The organism is Paracoccus sp. SCSIO 75233 (assembly GCF_027912675.1).
Lineage (GTDB): Bacteria > Pseudomonadota > Alphaproteobacteria > Rhodobacterales > Rhodobacteraceae > Paracoccus.
On the sequence record NZ_CP115757.1, the window covers coordinates 2684414 to 2701550 of the forward strand.

General features: G+C 61.6%; 16 protein-coding genes. 11 read left to right on the forward strand and 5 right to left on the reverse strand.

The window, feature by feature from the left end; genetic code table 11:
- Positions 1-5: 5 nt before the first annotated feature.
- The 3 genes from mepA to PAF12_RS13100 all read left to right on the forward strand — a co-directional run bounded on the left by mepA (position 6) and on the right by PAF12_RS13100 (position 2420).
- A complete protein-coding gene (mepA, locus tag PAF12_RS13090; RefSeq protein WP_271109709.1) occupies positions 6-833 on the forward strand; it encodes a penicillin-insensitive murein endopeptidase in 828 nt (275 codons plus the stop codon).
- Positions 806-1699: an esterase-like activity of phytase family protein gene (locus PAF12_RS13095; protein ID WP_271107411.1), complete on the forward strand. Its 894-nt coding sequence runs from the start codon at positions 806-808 to the stop codon at positions 1697-1699. The genes mepA and PAF12_RS13095 overlap by 28 nt, the downstream gene beginning before the upstream one ends.
- Before the next feature lie 106 nt (positions 1700-1805).
- On the forward strand, positions 1806-2420 hold the full coding sequence (locus PAF12_RS13100; protein ID WP_271107412.1) for a VUT family protein: 615 nt from the start codon (positions 1806-1808) through the stop codon (positions 2418-2420).
- Between the two features lie 272 nt (positions 2421-2692).
- Here PAF12_RS13100 and PAF12_RS13105 read toward each other — a convergent pair whose 3' ends face one another.
- Entirely contained in the window at positions 2693-4570 is a 1878-nt protein-coding gene (locus tag PAF12_RS13105) for an acyl-CoA synthetase (RefSeq protein ID WP_271107413.1), read from the reverse strand.
- Positions 4571-4713: 143 nt separating this feature from the next.
- On the reverse strand, positions 4714-5226 hold the full coding sequence (lysM, locus tag PAF12_RS13110; RefSeq protein WP_271107414.1) for a peptidoglycan-binding protein LysM: 513 nt from the start codon (positions 5224-5226) through the stop codon (positions 4714-4716).
- A gap of 114 nt (positions 5227-5340) precedes the next feature.
- On the opposite strand from lysM, the gene serB reads away from it, so the two are divergent.
- Positions 5341-6219: a phosphoserine phosphatase SerB gene (gene serB / locus PAF12_RS13115; RefSeq protein WP_271107415.1), complete on the forward strand. Its 879-nt coding sequence runs from the start codon at positions 5341-5343 to the stop codon at positions 6217-6219.
- 210 nt (positions 6220-6429) lie between these two features.
- Here serB and efp read toward each other — a convergent pair whose 3' ends face one another.
- Entirely contained in the window at positions 6430-6996 is a 567-nt protein-coding gene (efp, locus tag PAF12_RS13120; protein ID WP_271107416.1) for an elongation factor P, read from the reverse strand.
- Positions 6997-7084: 88 nt separating this feature from the next.
- On the opposite strand from efp, the gene epmA reads away from it, so the two are divergent.
- Positions 7085-8131 carry an EF-P lysine aminoacylase EpmA gene (gene epmA, locus PAF12_RS13125; protein WP_271107417.1) on the forward strand — a complete coding sequence of 349 codons (1047 nt, stop codon included), beginning with the start codon at positions 7085-7087 and terminating at the stop codon, positions 8129-8131.
- Here the strand turns inward: epmA and PAF12_RS13130 are convergent.
- Positions 8128-9138 (reverse strand): nitronate monooxygenase family protein, encoded by a 1011-nt coding sequence (locus PAF12_RS13130; RefSeq protein WP_271107418.1) that lies wholly within the window; start codon positions 9136-9138, stop codon positions 8128-8130. The genes epmA and PAF12_RS13130 overlap by 4 nt on opposite strands.
- A 56-nt stretch (positions 9139-9194) precedes the next feature.
- Here PAF12_RS13130 and PAF12_RS13135 point away from each other — a divergent pair, with 56 nt between their 5' ends.
- From PAF12_RS13135 to PAF12_RS13160, 6 genes are all read left to right on the forward strand, one after another.
- Positions 9195-9953, forward strand: coding sequence for a TSUP family transporter (locus PAF12_RS13135; protein ID WP_271107419.1), 759 nt, complete (start codon positions 9195-9197; stop codon positions 9951-9953).
- Positions 9954-10381: 428 nt separating this feature from the next.
- Complete coding sequence (nrdH, locus tag PAF12_RS13140) at positions 10382-10603, forward strand: glutaredoxin-like protein NrdH (RefSeq protein WP_271107420.1); 222 nt, start codon at positions 10382-10384, stop codon at positions 10601-10603.
- Between the two features lie 34 nt (positions 10604-10637).
- On the forward strand, positions 10638-11054 hold the full coding sequence (gene nrdI / locus PAF12_RS13145) for a class Ib ribonucleoside-diphosphate reductase assembly flavoprotein NrdI (RefSeq protein ID WP_271107421.1): 417 nt from the start codon (positions 10638-10640) through the stop codon (positions 11052-11054).
- A complete protein-coding gene (gene nrdE, locus PAF12_RS13150; RefSeq protein WP_271107422.1) occupies positions 11036-13180 on the forward strand; it encodes a class 1b ribonucleoside-diphosphate reductase subunit alpha in 2145 nt (714 codons plus the stop codon). Before nrdI ends, nrdE begins: the two co-directional genes overlap by 19 nt.
- Positions 13181-13191: 11 nt before the next feature.
- A complete protein-coding gene (nrdF, locus tag PAF12_RS13155; RefSeq protein WP_271107423.1) occupies positions 13192-14172 on the forward strand; it encodes a class 1b ribonucleoside-diphosphate reductase subunit beta in 981 nt (326 codons plus the stop codon).
- A 234-nt stretch (positions 14173-14406) separates the two neighbouring features.
- A complete protein-coding gene (locus PAF12_RS13160; protein WP_271107424.1) occupies positions 14407-14880 on the forward strand; it encodes a transposase in 474 nt (157 codons plus the stop codon).
- Between the two features lie 460 nt (positions 14881-15340).
- Here the strand turns inward: PAF12_RS13160 and ettA are convergent, their stop codons facing one another.
- The gene (gene ettA / locus PAF12_RS13165; RefSeq protein WP_271107425.1) at positions 15341-16996 is read right to left on the reverse strand and encodes an energy-dependent translational throttle protein EttA; all 1656 of its coding nucleotides are present in this window, start codon (positions 16994-16996) and stop codon (positions 15341-15343) included.
- Between the last annotated feature and the right edge of the window lie 141 nt (positions 16997-17137).

Sequence of the window (17137 nt, forward strand, 5' to 3'; positions counted from 1 at the left end):
CCGCAATGGCCGCCGACCCGCTGGCCAAGGATGTGTTCGGCAAAACCCCCGGCCCGACAGCGGCACCCGGCGTTGCCATCGGCACCTATAACAAGGGCTGCGTCTCCGGCGCGGTACAATTGCCCGAAACCGGCCCGACCTGGCAGGCGATGCGCCTGTCGCGCAACCGGAACTGGGCGCATCCCGACATGGTGGGCTTCGTCATCGCCCTGTCGGAAGCCGCCAGCAAGATGGGGTTCCGGGGCCTCTATATCGGCGATATGAGCCAGATGCGCGGCGGTCCGATGCTGTCGGGTCACGCCAGCCATCAGATGGGGCTGGATGCCGATATCTGGATGCTGCCGCCATCCTCGCTAAGCCTGTCGCGGGCGCAGCGCGAGAATATCTCCTCGATCTCGGTTGTCGCGAATAACGGGCTGGGGGTGAACAGCAACTGGACCCCGTCCCATGCCGCGATCATCCAGTCGGCGGCGATGGATCCGCGCGTGGACCGGATTTTCATCGACGCGGCGGTCAAGGTCGCCATGTGTGACGCCAACGGCAACCGGGGCAAGTGGTTGCAGAAGCTTCGCCCGACGCCGAACCATGACTATCATTTCCACGTCCGGCTGAACTGCCCGGCGGGCAATACGGGCTGCACCAATACCGCCGCCCCGGTCGCGGCGCTGTCGGGCAATGACAATGGCTGCGGCGCGGCCCGGCAGGAGCTGGCCTATCGCGCCAACCCCTCGACCCGTCCGAAGGGTACACCGAACCCGAATTATCGCCACCCCCGGAGCTACCGGCTGAGCGAGATGCCGAAACAATGTCAGGCCGTCGCCACCGCCCGCTGATCCTCGGTTTCCTGTGTTACCTGCTGGCCGCGCCTTTCGCTTGGGCGGCCAGTGTCGAATATGTGGGAACCTATGTCTGGTCGCTGCCGGGTGAAGATTTCGGCGGCTTTTCCGGGATCGAGGTCAGCGATGACGGGAACGGCTTTCACATTATCTCCGACCGGGCGTGGATCCGCTGGGGCACGTTCGAGCGGGACAGCGCGGGCCGCATCCGCGGATTGCAGATGGCAGGGCGCGCAAATTTGCAGGACAGTCAGGGGCAGGCACTTCAGCCGGGTTGGCTGGGGGACAGCGAAGGGCTGGCAATGGACGCTTCGGGCGGCATCTGGATCAGCTTCGAGGGGCTGAACCGCATCGCACACTATGACAATGTCGACCGGCCCGCGATCCGGATCGACAGCCCGGACGATTGGAAAGACATGCCCGTCAACGAGGGGTTCGAGGGGCTGGCCATCACCCCGGACGGGGCTTTGCTGACGCTGCCGGAATATGTCGCGGATGGCAGCGAAACCCGCCCCGTCTGGCGCTATCGGAACGGTGAATGGGACCAGCCCTTCTCGGTCAGCGCGGAACCGCAATGGCAGGCGGTCGGTGCGGATATTGGCCCGGACGGACGCTTCTATCTGTTGGAACGCAATTTCCGTGGTCTGCTGGGGTTTTCATCACGCATTCGCCGCTTTTCACTGGACGAGAACGGGTTGGGCAATGACGAAATCCTGCTGGAAACGAATTCACTGCAATACGACAATCTCGAAGGCATCGCCGTCTGGCAGGACGGGCTTGGCATCCGCATGACCATGATCTCCGACAGTAATTTCCTGCCGTTCCAGCGGACGGAGTTGGTCGAGTATCGGGTGATCGAATAAAGACCCGCGATTCTCCGTCATTGACAGCAAGGCGGCGCGGCTTTATCCGGCCCTGTCCGCAAAACGCGGGCCGAGTTGTTCCGCCACCTTGTAAAACGGAAAAAATATGACCCGCTTTCTTCCCGGCGTTATCGCCATGGCCATCATCGTTGTGGCCTCCAATATCCTCGTGCAACATCAGTTGGGCGACTGGCTGACATGGGGCGCGCTGTCCTATCCCTTTGCCTTTCTGGTCACCGACGTCATGAACCGCGTCTATGGCCCTGCCGCCGCGCGTCATGTGGTGCTGGCCGGTTTCGTGATCGGTGTGCTGTGTTCGCTGATCGCCGCGCAGAGCGGCACGACGACATTACGCATCGCACTCGCCTCGGGGACTGCCTTCCTGACCGCGCAGCTTCTGGACATCACCGTCTTTAATGCGATGCGCAACCGCTCCGGCTGGTGGAAGGCACCGCTGGTATCTTCGCTGCTTGGCTCCGCGCTCGATACGGCACTGTTCTTCTCGATCGCCTTTGCCGCGCAGCTCAGCTTTATTGCGCCCGCGGACGACGTCGCTTGGGCGAACGAGACGCTGCCATTGCTGGGGATCGGCCCGGTATCGCCGCTCTGGGCGTCGCTAGCGGTCGCGGACTGGATGCTGAAAATGCTGCTGGCGCTGCTGGCTCTGGTGCCTTTCCGTCTAATTGTACGCAATATCTTGCGTCAGAACCCCGCATTTTGAGTTGACTTATCCACAGACTCTGGCAGGCTTCCCCTAGTGGCAACATATCGAAAGGAGGTGGTCCAGTGTCGAGAGTGATATTGGAGAGAGGTGTTGGGACAGTCAGGGGGGCCGCGGCCTGAGGGCAACCCCAAGGGATCAGAACCCTGGCTGGGACGGTCGGATACCCAATCCCTAACCGGACCATCTCCGAAGATCTCGCGGGCCCCGCCGGATGGCGCGGCCCGTTTTAATTGTCGGCTTGGTTTTCGGTGCGGAGAGAGGCCTGACGATCAGGCCCACTCCCAAGGCCGGGTGAACTCGCCCAGCTTGTTCCGAACCGCATCCTCATCCGCGCCATCGCGATTGATGCGGGCAACCAACCCGCGTTTCTTGTCGTCGATGACCTCGGCCACGCTGGCACCGGTCCCCTCAAGTGCCGCGTCGTAGACCCGCTTGATGGCCAGCTTGCGAAGATCCGGCTTGAAGATCTTTCCGACAGCGGTTTTCGGCAGTTCCGGCAGAATCTCCAGATGTTTCGGCACCGCTGCGCGTTCGTGGATGCGCGGACGCGCGTGATCCAGAAGCTCCGCCTCGGTGACATTGCCGCCCTCGACCAGCTCCACATAAACGCAGGGCAGTTCACCGGCGAATGAATCGGGCTGACCGATGGCACCGGCAAAGGCGACGGCGGGATGGGACAGCAAGGCGTCCTCGATCTCCGCCGGGTCGATATTGTGACCGCCCCGGATAATCAGATCCTTGGCCCGCCCGGTGATCCAGAGATAGCCATCCGCATCGATCCGCCCCAGATCACCGGTGCGCAGAAAGCGATCCTCGGCGAACAGATCGTGGTTCTTGTCGGCCTCCGTATAGGTGGAACCCTCGAACACGCCGGGATTCGCCACGCATATCTCACCAACCTCATCGGTGCCGCATTCCACGAACCCGTCATCGCGTTTGTTGAGAATGCGGACATGGGTATAGGGCAGCGGCAAGCCGACGGAGCCGACCTTCTTCATCCCGTCAACCGGGTTGCAGGACACGAGGCAGGTCGCCTCGGTCAAACCATAGCCTTCCGCGATTTCTACACCGGTTGCGGCCTTGAAACGGTTATAAAGCTCAATCGGCAGCGCCGCGGAACCCGAAATTGCCGTCCGCAGGGACGAGACATCGGCATCCACCTTCCGCTGCATCAAGGCCGAAATCGCCGTCGGCACGGTAATCAGGAAGGTCGCCTGCCAGCGTTCGATCAGCTTCCAGAAATTGTCGAACACACCTTCGCCACGATACCCGGCAGGGGTCGGCATAATCATATGCGCGCCGGAATCGATACAGCTCATGAGCACGGGATAAGCCGCGAAAACATGGAACAACGGCAGCGGGCACATCAACACATCGTTTTCGTCGAACAGCAGCGAGCCGCCGAGGAAGCCGTTATAGATCATCCCGGAATATTTATGCTGCGCGACCTTGGGCATGCCGGTCGTGCCACCAGTGTGGAAATAGGCGGCGACGCGGTCACGTTTCGGGTCGGAAAAGTCCAGCCGGTTGTGATTTTCGGCAGAGGCCGCCGCCTCGAAATTCTGCACCTGCGCCTGATGTTCGACCTTCACCTTTGGCCGGGCCAGCGGGACGATGAATTTCTTCAGCCCGGTCAGATGCCGGTTCAGGTCCACCTCCAGCACATGCTGCACATTCGGGGCGTGCTTCACCGCCTCCGCCGCCTTTTGCGCGACATCGGTTTTCGGGAAGGCCTTCAGCGTGACCAATACCTTGGCATTGGTGGAACGCAGGATCGCCGCGATATGATCCGGCTCCAGCAGGGGGTTGATCGGGCTGACGACACCAGCGGTCATCCCGGCCAGCAACACCACCGGGGTCTCGATGCTGTTCGGCAGCAGATAGGCCACCGTATCATCCGGCCCCACGCCAAGCTTGCGGAACAGATTCGCCGTCTCCGTCACCCGCTCCAGCAATTCACGCCAGTTCAGCGTCGTCGCATGGTCGCGCGGACCGGAGAGAAGCTGGAACGAGATCGCGGGCCGGTCGGGAAACCGCTTCGCCGTGCCCGACAGAAATTCGTAGATCGTGGTTGCCGTGCCGCGCTGCTCATACAGCATTTCCTGTTCGACAGCATCGCGATCGGCGACCGAACTGAAGCGCCCCATGTTCCTCCCCCCAATTTTACAAATCCGGAACGGTTGCCCGGCTTGACGGACAACATGAGACAGAAAAGGGTCGCGGGGCAAGCCTGACAGCGGCCCCGCGACCCCAAAACGCAACGTCAACCGTTGCACTATTTGTTCAAATCTCAGCCGGGGATGCGCAGGGTCTGGCCGGGATAGATCTTGTCAGGGTCCGAGAGCATCGGGCGGTTGGCCTCGAAAATCTCGTTATAGCGATTCGCGTTGCCAAGGTATTTCTTCGCGATGGCCGACAGGGTTTCACCGGATTCGACCGTGTGGAAAACGGGCTCATCATCGCCGCCAGCCAGCTTGTCATCACCGCCTGCGCCTGCGACTTTCTTCGGCAGATCGGCCTCGACCTTGGCGATGCCCTGAATGTTGCCGATGGCGAGGATCAGCTTTTCCATCGTCTCCCGGTCAGCGCCTTTGGACTCGATCTTCACGGTTTCCTTGTCGCTGCGCAGCGTCAGTTTGACGTCGTCAGCACCAAGGCCCAGCTCTTTCAGCTCAGCCGCCATTGCCGCGACCTTGCGCTCGGTCTCCACCTGTTCCGCTGTCTTGCCGTCTTCCGGTTTGGCCTCGGTGTCTTCGTCCAGGACTTTTTTGCCCTTACCCTTCACAAAGTCGAACAATCCCATAAGCTTATCCTCTGATGGTTGCTTTCGCGCATTAACGCTGGCCCGGCCTTCCGGTTCCCCGCTGGCATCACCCCGAGCAATGCGCTACCTGACAGTAAACAAGCGGAGCCCGCCATGTACAGCATAACGATCCTTGCCGCACCGGCGCGCGGCAATCTGACCGCGGATCGCGTCGACGCGCTGCGCAATCTGTTTGATGGCGACAACACGATCTGGCTGGCGGACCGGATCGCCGCCGAATTTTCGGCGACAGCGTTGCCGGACGACGCGGATGCGATTGCCGAAGACACCCGGCTTGCAGGGTTCGATCTGGTCGTGCAACCGACGGCCGGGCGCAGGAAATCCGTGCTTCTGGCCGATATGGACTCGACCATGATCCAGCAGGAATGCATCGACGAACTCGCGGCGGAAGCAGGCGTCGGCGCGCGTGTGGCAGAGATCACCGCCCGCGCCATGAACGGGGAACTGAACTTTCACGAGGCGCTTGTCGAACGGGTCGGGCTGCTGTCGGGACTAAACGAAAATGTGATCGAAAAGGTGCTGCGCGAACGCATCACCCTCGCCCCTGGCGGGCGCGAGTTGATCGCGACCATGCGCGCTCAGGGAGCCTATACCGCGCTCGTCTCCGGTGGATTTACCGCCTTCACCGGGCCGGTCGCGGAAATGCTGGGCTTCGACGAGCATCGGGCGAATACGCTGCTCGCCGATGAAGGGGTGCTGACCGGCCATGTCGGCCTTCCGGTGCTGGGGCGCGAGGCGAAGGTCGAGGCGCTGAACGAAATCACCGCCGCGCGTGGCGTGACGCCGCAGGATGCAATTGCGGTTGGCGACGGTGCGAATGATCTCGGCATGCTGCAACTGGCCGGAACCGGCGTGGCGCTTCATGCAAAGCCCGTGGTAGCGGAGCAGGCGGCAGTGCGCATCGACCACGCCGACCTGACCGCGCTGCTTTATATTCAGGGCTATGGCCGGGACGAGTTTGTGACGGCGTAGGACCGGGAAAGCCGGGCCAGCGTCCGACCGCGGGCTGACGCCTCCGACCTGACCGCGCATCGCTTTATTACGCAATCCCGCTGAACAACCGCTCGGCGCGGACCGGCAAAGAAGCGTCCGCCCATGGGGCGGTCGGACGCTGGCCCGGCGGGGCTTCGCCCCTTGTTCCGGGCCGCCCTGCAAAGCCATCAGCGATGCCGCGAAAGACGCTCAGTCCTTCGCGCGCTCCACATAGGTGTTGTCCGCCGTGTTGATGACGATACGCGTGCCGGTGCTGATATGCGGCGGCACCATCACCCGCAGACCGTTATCCACCATTGCCGGCTTATAGGAGGACGAGGCGGTCTGGCCCTTAACGACCGGCTCCGTCTCCGTCACCTCGACGGTCATTTTCTGCGGCAGTTCCAGTGCAATCGGCGCGCCGTTGAAGACCTGAAGGAACACCCGCATACCTTCCTGCAGATAAACCGCCTGATCGCCGATCACGTCCTCGGGCGCCACGACCTGCTCGTAGCTTTCCGGCTCCATGAAGTGATAACCTTCGCCGTCATTATACAGATAGTCGTAGCTGCGCTCGTCCACATGGGCCTTTTCGACCTGATCGGTGGTCTTCCAGCGTTCCGTCACCTTGGTGCCGTCCGAGATCCGGCGCATATCGACGCTGGTCGTGGGCGTGCCCTTGCCGGGGTGGAAATTCTCGGCCTTCAGCACGACATACAGCTTCTCGTCGATCTCGACGACATTGCCTTTACGGAGGCTGGATGCGATGACTTTCATCTGCGGTTCCTTACGCTTTTTTCTGGCTTGCGCGTCTGCGCGTTGGCCACGTCCCTAACCCAACGAAGTCTCCAGTTCCAGAGAAACCATGAGCGACAAGACCTGGTGGCGCCCCGAACGCCACGCCGACCGCCGCCCTGCCCTGCTGGCCCGCAACCGCATCCAGCAGGCGATCCGGGGTTGGCTGGGGAATAACGATTTCACCGAGGTCGATCCGGCGGCGCTGTGCATCAGCCCCGGCAACGAAACCCATCTGCATGGTTTCGCAACCAGCATGATAGGCAATGACGGTATCGGGCATCCGATGTATCTGCACACCTCGCCCGAATTCGCGATGAAGAAGCTGCTTGCGGCAGGGGAGCAGCGCATCGCCGCCTTCTCCCATGTCTGGCGGAACCGGGAGCGGGGCGCGCTGCACCATCCGGAATTCACCATGCTGGAATGGTATCGCACCGGCAAACCCTACACGACGTTGATGGACGACTGCGCCGACTTCCTGATGCTGGCGGCAGAGGCAGCTGGTGCGAATGAATTCCGGTTTCGGGACGCGGTCTGCGACCCCTATGCCGCGCCGGAGCGGATCAGCGTGGCGGACGCTTTTGCCGAACATGCAGGGATCGACCTGCTGCTAACCATTGGCGCGGACGGCACGACAGATCGCGACGGGCTATCCGCCCAGCTTGACCGTGCGGGCATCGCCCATGCGCCCGACGACAACTGGTCGGACCTGTTTTCCCGCGTGCTGGCCGAGCGGGTGGAGCCGTATCTCGGTCACGGCGCGGCGACGATCCTCGACCGTTATCCGCTGCCCGAGGCCGCACTTGCCCGCCCGTCTGGCGACGATCCCCGCGTGGCGGAGCGGTTTGAGCTTTATGCCTGCGGGGTCGAGCTTGCGAATGCGTTTGGCGAGTTGACCGATCCCAGCGAACAGCGGCGGCGCTTTCAGGCCGATATGGCGGAGAAAGCGCGGATCTATGGCGAGACCTACCCGCTGGACGAGGCTTTCCTCAGCGCCCTGCCGCTGATGCCGGAGGCCGCAGGTGCGGCACTCGGCTTTGACCGTCTGGTGATGCTGGCGACCGCCGCGCCCTCGGTTGACGGGGTGATGTGGGCACCTGTCGCCGATCCCGGTTAAGGGGCCAGCCGCGCGAGGATCTCTGCCGCTGTTCCCGGCTTTGCCTGCGCGCAGCCGGTCCCGGCCCAGAACGGACCATAGCCGCTCTCCCCGGCCTTCAACGCGACACCATGCAGCGCCTTGAGTGCCGAATAGGGCAGCGGATAGTCCGGCGCGGCACTGTCATCACGGCTGCTGATGATGTTCTCCAGCCCCCGAGCCGGGCGGCCAGAGATCGCCCGCGTCATCCGGGTCCGGCCACTGGTTAGCCCCGCACGGTGCGGCGCGGATGTCCCCGCCTCCTCCGCAACCAGAAACACCGTACCACATTGCGCGGCAATTGCCCCTGCATCCAGCACGGCCCGTACATCCTCGCGCGTCATGATGCCGCCCGCCGCGATCAGGGGCAGGCCGAGGTCTTTCAGTGCCGCCAACAGGTCCAGCGTCTCCAGCCGGTCATCGGGGCTGCCTTCATCGAACACGCCGCGATGCCCGCCCGCCTGCCAGCCCTGTGCGACGATCCCGTCCAGCCCGGCATCCCTGATCTTCAGCGCATCGGCAAGGCAGGTCGCCGAACCCAGCAGAACCGCGCCGCTGCCCCGCAGCGCGGCGATCATCGCCGGATCGGGCAAGCCGAAATGGAAGCTCACCACACCGGGCTTTTCCTCGATTAGCATCCGCAGCATGTCGGGATCATCCGCAAAAGGCCTGTACCCATCCGTCAGCCGTTCCGGCGGCGCGGCACCGAAGCGCGCGAAATCCGGGGCAAGCGCGTCCAGCCACGCCTGCTCTTTCGCGTCATCCCGCTGCGGGGGGCGATGACAGAACACGTTCACATTGATCGGGGCGGAGGTCATGGCGCGGGTCTGCCGCACCTCCTCCCCCGCTCGGGTGGCATCCATCGCCGCCACCCCCAGCGAGCCGAGCCCGCCCGCATTCGCCACGGCCGCCGCCAGCGCAGGCGTGGTGATCCCCGCCATCGGTGCCTGAACCACGGGGACACTGATCCCGATCCTTTCGAACAGCATGCGCTCCTCCATTTTTTACCATTTACAATGCCCCGGGCCGGGCAGATCAAGGCGCAATGTTCGAACTCGCCCTTGACGTTACGCTGATGCTGATCGCTGCCGCCTTTGCGGCGGGGTTCATCGACGCCATCGCGGGCGGGGGCGGGTTGATTACGGTCCCGGCACTGATGCTGGCCGGGGTGCCGCCCGCACAGACGCTGGCGACGAACAAGGTGCAGGGTGTGTTCGGCGCGGCGACGGCGGCGATCAGCTATTCCGCCTCGGGCCATGTCAATCTGCGCCGCCAGACCGGGGCGGCAGCGGTGTCATTTACCGCCGGGCTGGCCGGGGCGTTCTGCGTCACGCTTATCCCGACCGAGGCGCTGCGCTACATCCTGCCGCTGATCCTGATCGGCATCGCTGCATTCTTTGCGCTCAAGCCGGGGTTGTCGGATGCCGACCGGGCCGCGCGGATTACGCCGCTGCAATTTACCGCCTTCGTCGTGCCGCTGATCGGCTTTTACGACGGGCTGATCGGTCCCGGCACGGGCGCGTTCTTCATGCTCGGCTTCGTGATGCTGGCGGGGTACGGCATCCTGAAAGCGACCGCCCATACCAAACTGCTGAACTTTGCGTCGAATCTCGGCGGGTTGGTGGCATTCGCACTTGTCGGCAAGCCGCTGTGGATCACGGGGCTGGGCATGGGTGCAGCGCAGATCGCAGGCGCATGGGTCGGCTCCCGGCTGGCGGTGCGGATCGGCGCACGGCTGATAAAGCCGCTGCTGGTCGTGACCTCGACCGCGCTTGCGCTGAAGCTTATCCTCGATCTGACCTGAGACAAATCGTTGCACGGGGATCACGGCGCGACATGCCGGAACCGGGCCGCCAACGGGCGCAATCCCGGCCCAATTCGACTGCATTTCCAACTATACCTGTCCATATGGCTAGATGCCCGACAAATCTGACATTTCGCCCCACAATAAGGCGATTCTGTCAACCCCTAGATATTGCGCCTGACCGCCATACAAAATGTTGACAGGGCGGCATGGTTCGACACAAGATGGTCGGGCTTTGACTAAAAATGGAATCATCGCCGAAAAGGTAGCAACAGGGGCTGAGCATCCCCTTGCGTGATTTTCGTCGTCAACCAGGGTCATAGCAACAACAAACCACGGTGCCGGGGCCGTGGCAGATCACTCGGAGGGGGACCCCTCGCCGCTTGATTCTGCGCCGCCTCACACCAGATAAAGGAATGAGGGAACCGATGAGCATTACCGTTTACTCCAAGCCTGCCTGCGTGCAGTGCACCGCCACCACCCGCGCCCTTCAGGCGCGTGGCATTGAATTCGACGTCGTCGACCTGACCCAGAACGAAGACGCCTATGCGCATGTCTCCGGTCTCGGCTATCGTCAGGCCCCGGTCGTGATCGCCGGCGACTCGCACTGGTCGGGCTTCCGCCCGGACCTGATCGGCCAGCTTTCCTGATCGCGACACGACAACCTGCATTGGCACCCAAGACATGGCGCAGCTCGTCTATTATTCCTCGCAGTCGGGCAATACCGCGAAATTCGTCGCCCGGCTGGGCATAGACGCGCTGCGCATTCCGATTTCACCGGATGAGCCGATGCCGACACCCGATCAGCCCTATGTGCTGATCAGCCCGACTTATGCAGATGGCAACGGCAAGGGTGCCGTTCATCCGCAAGTCATCAGATTTCTGAACGATCCCGCCAGGCGCGCGCTGATCCGCGGCGTTATCGCCAGCGGGAATCGTAATTTCGGACAATTATTCGCCGCCGCCGGCGATATAATCGCCCGTAAGTGCAATGTGCCCCGGTTATACCGATTCGAACTGGCGGGCACCGATGAGGACATTGCCCGTGTCACCGAAGGGCTACAGCGATTCTGGAGAGAAACATGCTTGACGACCGCCTGAACCGTCCCAAGCCAGAGGCGACGGATTATCACGCGTTGAACGCGATGCTGAACCTGTATGACGATGCCGGGCAGATCCAGTTTGATGCGGACCGAAAGGCGGCGCGGCAGTATTTCCTGCAGCATGTGAACCAGAACACGGTCTTTTTCCACAGCCTTGATGAAAAGCTGGGGTATCTGGTGGAGGAAGGCTATTACGACCCCGCCGTACTGGACCAGTATTCGAAAAACTTCCAGCGCAAGATCTGGGACGAGGCTTATGGCAAGAAGTTCCGCTTCCCGACCTTCCTCGGCGCGTTCAAATACTACACCTCCTACACGCTGAAGACCTGGGACGGGCAGCGCTATCTGGAGCGGTATGAGGACCGGGTGGTCATGGTCGCGCTGACGCTGGCCCGCGGCGACGAAGAGCTTGCAACGCGGCTGATGGAGGAGATCATCGCCGGTCGCTTCCAGCCCGCGACGCCGACCTTCCTGAACGCCGGCAAGAAGGCACGGGGCGAATTCGTCTCCTGCTTCCTGCTGCGGATCGAAGACAACATGGAAAGCATCGGGCGCGGCATCAACTCCGCCCTGCAACTCAGCAAGCGCGGCGGCGGCGTGGCCCTGATGCTGACCAATATCCGCGAACATGGCGCGCCGATCAAAGGGATCGAAAACCAGTCATCCGGCGTCATCCCGGTGATGAAGCTGCTGGAGGACTCGTTCTCCTACGCCAACCAGCTTGGCGCACGTCAGGGCGCGGGCGCGGTTTATCTGAACGCGCATCACCCCGATATTCTGCGTTTCCTCGACACCAAGCGCGAAAACGCGGATGAGAAAATCCGCATCAAGACCCTGTCACTTGGCGTGGTGATCCCGGACATCACCTTCGAGCTGGCGAAGAAGAACGAGGATATGTACCTCTTCTCGCCCCATGACGTGGAAAAGGTCTATGGGATGGCGTTCTCCGACATCTCGGTGACCGAGAAATATCACGAGATGGTCGACGACCCGCGCATCCGCAAGAAGAAGATCAATGCGCGCGCCTTCTTCCAGACGATTGCCGAAATCCAGTTCGAATCCGGCTATCCCTATATCATGTTCGAAGACACGGTGAATTCCGCCAACCCGATTGCAGGCCGCATCGCCATGTCCAACCTGTGCAGCGAAATCCTGCAGGTGAACACGGCGTCGAAATATAATGAAGACCTGTCCTATGCCGAAATGGGTACGGATATTTCCTGCAATCTCGGCTCGCTGAACATCGCCAAGGCAATGGATAGCGGCGATCTGGGCGGCACGGTCGGCACCGCGATCCGGGCGCTGAACGCCGTGTCGGAAATGTCCTCGATCGACAGCGTGCCGTCGATCCGCAAGGGCAATGACGAAAGCCACGCCATCGGGCTAGGGCAGATGAACCTGCATGGCTATCTGGCGCGTGAGCGGATCCATTACGGCTCGCCCGAAGGGATCGACTTCACGAATATCTACTTCGCGACGGTACTGTATCACGCGCTGCGCGAATCCAATGCGCTCGCCCGCGAACGGGGGCGCAGCTTCGCCGGGTTCGAGGACTCGAAATACGCCGACGGCTCGTTCTTCGACAAATACACCGACCGCGACTGGCTGCCCGAAACCGACCGCGTGAAGGAGCTGTTCGAAACCGCCGGGATCGAGATCCCGACGCGCGAAGACTGGGCTGCGCTGCGCGAGGCGATCATCAAGGACGGGCTGTACAACCGCAACCTTCAGGCGGTGCCGCCGACCGGCTCGATCAGCTATATCAACTACGCGACCTCCTCCATCCACCCGATCACCGCCAAGATCGAGGTGCGCAAGGAAGGCAAGATCGGCCGCGTCTACTACCCGGCCCCCTATATGACGAACGACAATCTGGAGTTCTACCGCGACGCCTATGAAATCGGCCCGGAGGCGATCATCGACACCTATGCCGCCGCGACCCAGCATGTCGATCAGGGCCTGTCCCTGACCCTGTTCTTCCCCGCCGACGCGACCACCCGCGACATCAACCGCGCCCAGATCTATGCGTGGAAGAAGGGGATCAAGACCATTTATTATATCCGCCTGCGCCAGGCCGCCCTTGAAGGGACCGAGGTCGAGGGCTGCGTTTCCTGCACGCTGTGAAGGACAAGACCATGAAAGACGCCATCAATACCGCCCGCCCGGTGCCCGCCGCCGTCAACTGGAACCGGCTTCAGGACGACAAGGATCTGGAGATCTGGAATCGTCTGACCGCCAATTTCTGGTTGCCGGAGAAGGTGCCGCTGTCGAATGACATCCCAAGCTGGTCACAGCTCAAGCCGCAGGAACAGACGCTGACGATCCGGGTTTTCACCGGGCTGACACTGCTCGACACGATCCAGAACACGATCGGCGCGCCGTCGCTGATGCCCGATGCGCTGACCCCGCATGAGGAGGCCGTGCTGAGCAATATCTCCTTCATGGAAGCGGTTCACGCACGCAGCTATTCCAGCGTGTTCTCGACGCTGTGCCAGACGAGCGAGGTCGACGAGGCGTTCCGCTGGTCCTCGGAGAACGAGCAATTACAGGCAAAATCGCGGCTGATCCTCGACGAATATGACAGCGCCAGCCACCCGCTGAAGAAGAAGGTCGCCAGCGTCTTCCTGGAAAGCTTCCTGTTCTATTCGGGCTTCTACCTGCCGATGCACTGGTCGAGCCGCGCGCGGCTGACCAACACCGCCGACCTGATCCGGCTGATCATCCGGGATGAGGCGATCCACGGCTATTATATCGGCTACAAATACCAGCGTGGGCTGGAAAAACTGACCGAGGCAGAACGCGGAGAGCTGAAGGATTTCGCCTTCTCGCTGCTGTTCGATCTCTATGAGATCGAGGGGAAATATACCGAGACGCTGTATGATCCGGTCGGGCTGACCGAGGATGTGAAGCATTTCCTGCATTACAACGCCAACAAGGCGCTGCAGAATCTCGGCTATGAGCAGCTTTTCCCGGCTGAAACCTGCAAGGTTTCGCCCGCGATCATGGCCGCGCTGTCGCCGAATTCGGATGAAAACCACGACTTCTTCTCCGGCTCCGGGTCGAGCTATGTGATCGGCAAGGCGGTCGCGACGGAGGATGAGGACTGGGATTTCTGATCCGGTCCCGTGGATAAGCAGAATAAATAGGGGGCGCGCTTCGGCGTGCCTTTTTCCTGTGTGATCCGTGTATGCACGGCGTGTGCACAGCGTGTGCACCGGGTGTGCACGGGGTGGATGTGTTTGTGGTGCGCTGAAGCGCACCCTACGGCGCATTGTTAAAACCCGTAGGGTGCGCTTCAGCGCACCACAAATTTGACCATATCTTAACCGCCCCGTGCCATCATCCGGGCCATGTCGAATTATCATCGCCCCCGGATCCAAGGCGCCTGCATCTTCTTCACCGTCGCCCTCGCGCAGCGCGGAAGCAACCTGCTGGTCACCGAGATCGACCGGCTGCGTCACGCGACATCTCAGGCCAGACACCGGCGACCGTTCACGATAGATGCAATGGTGATCCTGCCCGATCACCTTCACGCCGTCTGGACCCTGCCGGAGCGTGACAGCGACTACGCGGTCCGCTGGGCCGCGATCAAGGCGGGTTTCTCGCGCGGGTTGCCGCCGGGGCGATTGCGGCACAGCCATGTCATGCGGCGCGAGAAGGGCATTTGGCAGAGACGGTTCTGGGAGCATCATCTGCGCAGCGAGCAGGCACGCATCGCGGCCATCCGGTATTGTTGGATCAACCCGGTAAAACATGGGTTGGTCGATACGCCGGAGGATTGGCCGTATTCGTCGTATCGCCGGGATGGGGGCAGTTGCGCGTAGGGTGCACTGTAGGGTGCGCTTCAGCGCACCGTTTACCAATCACCGCATACCTGATCCCACGCAATTTTGGTGCGCTGAAGCGCACCCTACGGTTTGGCATCGCGCAGCTCTCGCGACAACGTCAAATTATCAAATCACCGTATCCCGAAATAAGTGTACCCAGAGCGATTATCACTATCTCAAAGTAGAAGATCACAACCTCAGCTAAAATGACTTGATGGCCCCAACGCCGAGCGAGATGCATTGCAACTCCACGCTCATCCTGCTCTCGCCGCGCGGTCTCAAATTCAAGCATTTTCGGTCGCAAGAACGCAATCGAAATAACCGCTCCCGCGACCATCAAGCTACCGGCCCGCTGGAACTCGTCGGCATGTCCCCGAAAATAAATGATCGCAGCGAAGACGGATGGAACGAGAGAGACAAACGAGAAGAATAACCAGAAACCCCACCGGTACATTCGTCACCGCGTGAACTTCTTATATTTCACCCGTTTCGGTTCCACAGCGTCCGGGCCGAGGCGTTTGATCTTGTCGGCCTCGTAATCCTCGAAGTTGCCCTCGAACCATTCGACATGGGCGTTGCCCTCGAAGGCGAGGATATGGGTACATAAACGGTCGAGGAAAAACCGGTCGTGGGAGATGATAACCGCGCAGCCGGCGAAATCTTCCAACGCGGCTTCCAGAGCCTGCAGCGTTTCGACATCCAGATCGTTGGTCGGTTCGTCGAGCAGCAGCACATTGCCGCCGGATTTCAGCAGCTTGGCCATATGGACACGGTTACGCTCACCGCCGGAAAGCTGGCCGACCTTTTTCTGCTGATCGCCGCCCTTGAAGTTGAACGCGCTCGCATAGGCACGGCTGTTCATCTGAACGTCGCCGAGTTCGATCTGCTCGGCCCCGCCGGAGATTTCTTCCCACACGGTCTTGTCACCGGCCAGCGCGTCGCGGGACTGGTCGACATAGGACAGCTCCACCGTGTCGCCATAGGTGATCTCGCCCGCGTCGGGTTTTTCCTGCCCGGTCAGCATGCGGAAAAGGGTCGATTTACCGGCACCGTTCGGGCCGATCACGCCGACGATCCCGCCGGGCGGCAGCGAGAAGGACAGATCCTCGATCAAGAGCTTGTCGCCCATGGCCTTTTTCAGCCCCTCGACCTCGATCACCTTGCCGCCGAGGCGTTCGCCATTCGGGATGATGATCTGCGCGCGGCCGACCTTTTCGCGTTCGGACTTGCCCGCCATTTCGTTATAGGCGTTGATCCGGGCTTTCTGCTTGGCCTGACGGGCTTTCGCACCGGCGCGGATCCACTCCAGTTCGCGATCAAGCTGTTTCTGGCGCGCCTTGTCCTCGCGGGCCTCCTGCGCCATGCGCTTGGATTTCTGTTCCAGCCAGCTTGAGTAATTGCCCTCGTAGGGGATGCCACGGCCGCGATCCAGTTCCAGAATCCAGCCGGTGATGTCATCGAGGAAATAGCGGTCGTGGGTGACCACCAGGATCGTACCGGGATATTCGATCAGGTGCTTTTGCAACCAGGCGATTGTCTCGGCATCCAGATGGTTGGTCGGTTCGTCGAGCAGCAGCATGTCAGGCGCTTCCAGCAGCAGCTTGCACAGTGCCACGCGGCGGCGCTCCCCCCCCGAGAGGGTCGAGACATCGGCATCGTCGGGCGGGCAGCGCAATGCCTCCATCGCGACGTCGATCTGGCTGTCGAGATCCCAGAGGTTCTCCGCGTCGATTTCATCCTGAAGCTTCGCCATCTCCTCGGCGGTCTCATCCGAGTAGTTCATCGCCAGTTCGTTGAACCGGTCCAGCTTGGCCTTTTTCGCGGCGACGCCGAGCATGACGTTTTCGCGCACGTTCAGGCTTTCATCAAGCTGCGGCTCCTGCGGCAGATAGCCGACGCGCGCGCCCTTGGCCGCCCATGCCTCGCCCGAGAAATCCTTGTCGAGCCCCGCCATGATCTTCAGAAGCGTCGATTTACCCGCGCCGTTCACGCCGACGACGCCGATCTTGACGCCGGGCAGGAAGTTCAGGCGGATATTCTCGAAGACCTTCTTGCCGCCGCCGTAGGTCTTGGACACGCCGTCCATGTGATAGACGAATTCATAGGCTGCCATCGGGCGCTCCTGTCGGAAAAACGAGTTCGGAGTTATTTAGGCGATCATCGGGACGAATTGAAGCGCTCACTTGCACGGGCGGCGGCAAGACCGCCCCCGCACGGCAAAAACGGGGGGGCGATCCGCTTGTGGCGTTGATCC